Raw genomic sequence first — 2964 nt, 5'->3', positions numbered from 1 at the left:
ATCGTGAAAGTCAACGTGCAAGCGCCGCCGACTCCGAAGGCGACGTTGACGGCCAGGGCCACGGCCAGCAGTGTCAGGCTCTGGCAGGAGTTTCGGATCTACGGGCAGTCCGCGCACATGAGGGTCGGCACGCGGGTCACGTTGCAGCAGAAGCAGGGCAACGTGTGGAAGTACCTTCCGGTGTCGATGAACACCACCCGTACCGGTGCCTACAACCTGCGGGTCAAGCTCGGGCTCAGGGGCGTGAACCAGCTGCGCATGGTGGGCGGTTCGGCGGTCTCGCCCATTGTGAAGGTCACCGTGCGCTGATAGCAGCAGGCGTCTTTGATCCCGGCGGCCGAGGGGGCTCAGCGTGTCTCCTCAGCTGCGGTCCGGAGCCTGATGGATCCGGAGTCGGCGTATTGGCCGGGGAAGGCCAGGTTGACGGAGCCCTCGGGTACGACTTGCGGCCGAACGCCCACCTCGCGGACCAGGAACTGGCTGGTGATGTAGGGCGGAGAGGAAGAGCGCCTGCTTTGGGATGGTTGTTTCCTCCCGGCGGGGCGGCCGCCGTCGCCACATAAGGCCGCCCGCGATCAACCGAGACCGGGCAATGGCGGCAGCACGAGCAGGGGCTCGGGCGCGGGCATCATCGGCGTCACGTGCGCGAGCAGAGTTCTCGGCATCCGCACCAAGGCGCATGACGCCACACCGGCCTCCAGCCAGCCGAATACGGCTTCCCGGCAGACTGCCAAGCAGCGGTCTCCGCCGCCCGGGCGGTTGGCCCACCACCGATAACCCCGTCGCGAACACCGGGGCCGCGTCCAATGCCCCCAGCCCGTCGGTGAGTTCGTCCGGTTCGGTCGAACGGGCCTGGCCCTCGGAACGGCCCTGCGAGGAAGCTGCGGATTCCGCCCATGGCGTCCTGGCGGCCGCCGGCTTGCCACGCGTGTGCCATCTGGAGCGGCAGATCCTTCGTGGGCTACAGCGCCCCGGCCTTGGGCCGCAGTGGGAAGGCCTCTACGCGGATACGGCAGCCGTTCGTCTTGAGTGGGCTGCGCCCGGATGCTCGATGCACCGGAGAAACCGGGTGCTGGAAGGATGCGTGACCGGCTCTCAGCTGCATCGTGTGCGGAAAGACGGATCACAGGGTTCGCCCTGTGGGCGGCCGGCGGGGGAGTCGCGCGGGAGGAGCCGCGGTGCGCCAGGTGGTGGTTCCGCCGCAGACACTCTTCGGTCTCAGTACCGATGCTGCGTCAGGGACCTCAACGTCCCAGATGCGGCGTCGGCGAGACTTCTGGCGGCGGCTCAAGTCCATGGTGGGCGGTCGCCTGATCGCAGGTGCATTCGTTCTCGCGTAAACACGTTCGAGGTAAGTGGGTACGGGCCGGGTGGGAACTGACTGCCGTCGTGGACATATTCATATGAATCGTCCGATTGGGCGGTTGAAAGTCCCCAGAGAGGCATTCATGTTCCGTCTTCGCTCAGCAGCAGCCGCGGCAGCCGTCGCCGTCGGTGGCTCCCTCGCCGTGGCCGTCCCCGCCTCGGCCGCCGACCTCCCGGACTTCTACTCCTATCAGGAGTCGATCTCCTCGACCGACCCGATCCAGCCGACGCCGGTCACGGTGCATGCCAACTGGGACGGGGCGAGCCTCGTCACCGGCATCAGCCTGAAGGCGCCGGACGGTCTGAGCTTCAGCCCGGACACGGACAAGAAGGTCCTCGTCAACGGCCATGCCGGCGTGATGAAGTGCAACTTCACCGGGCAGGTCCAGCTGGACTGCCAGGGGGATGTGCCGATCCAGCCACAGGACAACGGCGTAAGGGTCACCTTCGAGGTCGTGGAGAAGGGTGGCGCTGAGGGCATCCCACGGTTCACCGGCGGCATGGACGTTCACTCCCGAGATGACCAGGCGCACGCCGAGTGGCAGATCGACTCCAGCAAGTACCACTCACCTCTGTACGGCGTGAGCGCCAAGCAGAAGCTCGACATCGTCGACAAGCCGGGCGGCAAGGTGGTCCGCCAAGTCGCGGCCGACACATTCATCCCGGTCACCTGCAATGACAACAAGTGGTTCAAGGTCGCCGACGGTTCGGGCTATGTGGCTGAGCACCTGGTCCGCTACTCGCCGCCGATCCGGCACTGCAGCTGACCCACTCGCCCGGCCCGCGAGCCCGCCACCTGACAACAGGTAGTGGGCCCGCGGGCCGGAGTTCGGCGTTTTCAGTCCGTTCCGGTGAGGTGGGCGTAGACGACGACGTTTCCTGAATAGCCGTCGGTCGTGGTGTAGGTGCCGCCGCAGGTGATGAGGCGGAGTTCGGGCCGGGGCTGCTGGGCGTAGACCTTCCGGCTGGGGAAGTTGGCCTTCTCGTATTCCTGGACGCCGTCGACGGTGAACTGGGCCGTGCTGCCGTCCTGTCGGCTGACGGTGACGGTGGCGCCCTTCTTCAGTGAGCCGAGGCCGTAGAAGACGGCGGGGCCGGTGCGGGTGTCGACGTGTCCGGCCATCACGGCGGTGCCGGTGCTGCCTGGCGGGATGCCTGCGGCGTCCCAGCCGGCGAGGTTGGTGTCGTCGGCAGGGGGTGCGTTCAGCCCGCCGTCCTCGTTCCTGGAAAGGCCCTGGACGGGGGCGTCCACGCTGATGCTGGGGATCTTGATGCGCACGGGTGCCGATTCCGGCAGCGAGGCCACGGACGAGGCGGCCTCGCGGACCGGCGCGCTGTCGCTCGAGGGCGCCTGTGCGGCGCTGGGCCGCGGCGGCGTCCCTGTGTCTTCGCCGCTGTCGGCGATGCGGTAGATCATGCAGGCGGCGAGTACGAGGAGGACGGCCCACGACGCCATGCGGCGGCGGGCGGAGGGCGCGGATGGTGTGGGGGCGGTTGCCATGATGCCGATCTCCCGGTCCGTGGCGAACAGGCGGCCCCGCCCTCTCGCACCGGTCTCGACGATGTGAGGAGCGGGGCCCGGGTCAGCCCATCAGGTGG

At 67.9% G+C, this 2964-nt stretch carries 3 protein-coding genes and 1 pseudogene; 2 read left to right on the top strand and 2 right to left on the bottom strand.

Translation table 11 applies throughout. The annotated features are described in order from the left end of the window. On the top strand, nt 1-309 hold a 309-nt coding region (locus tag G3I40_RS46475), incomplete at its 5' end, for a hypothetical protein (RefSeq protein WP_203644263.1). A gap of 83 nt (nt 310-392) precedes the next feature. Here the strand turns inward: G3I40_RS46475 and G3I40_RS17475 are convergent. Further along, nucleotides 393-494, bottom strand: a pseudogene (locus tag G3I40_RS17475) (oleate hydratase); the annotation flags it as partial. 954 nt (nt 495-1448) lie between these two features. On the opposite strand from G3I40_RS17475, the gene G3I40_RS17470 reads away from it, so the two are divergent. After that, nucleotides 1449-2132 (top strand): hypothetical protein, encoded by a 684-nt coding sequence (locus G3I40_RS17470; RefSeq protein ID WP_164303080.1) that lies wholly within the window; start codon nt 1449-1451, stop codon nt 2130-2132. Nucleotides 2133-2203: 71 nt separating this feature from the next. On the opposite strand, the gene G3I40_RS17465 is transcribed toward G3I40_RS17470, so the two are convergent. Continuing rightward, nucleotides 2204-2866 carry a class F sortase gene (locus G3I40_RS17465; protein ID WP_164303079.1) on the bottom strand — a complete coding sequence of 221 codons (663 nt, stop codon included), beginning with the start codon at nt 2864-2866 and terminating at the stop codon, nt 2204-2206. Nucleotides 2867-2964 lie beyond the last annotated feature (98 nt).

This window comes from Streptomyces sp. SID14478 (assembly GCF_010548525.1).
Lineage (GTDB): Bacteria > Actinomycetota > Actinomycetes > Streptomycetales > Streptomycetaceae > Streptomyces.
Note: the sequence above shows the minus strand (reverse complement) of the source record. Positions and strands in the feature narration are given on the sequence as shown.

Bases quoted from the DNA above. Each gene is read 5' to 3' on its own strand.
- G3I40_RS17470 (WP_164303080.1), top strand. From the start codon at position 1,449: ATGTTCCGTCTTCGCTCAGCAGCAGCCGCGGCAGCCGTCGCCGTCGGT.
- G3I40_RS17465 (WP_164303079.1), bottom strand. From the start codon at position 2,866: ATGGCAACCGCCCCCACACCATCCGCGCCCTCCGCCCGCCGCCGCATG.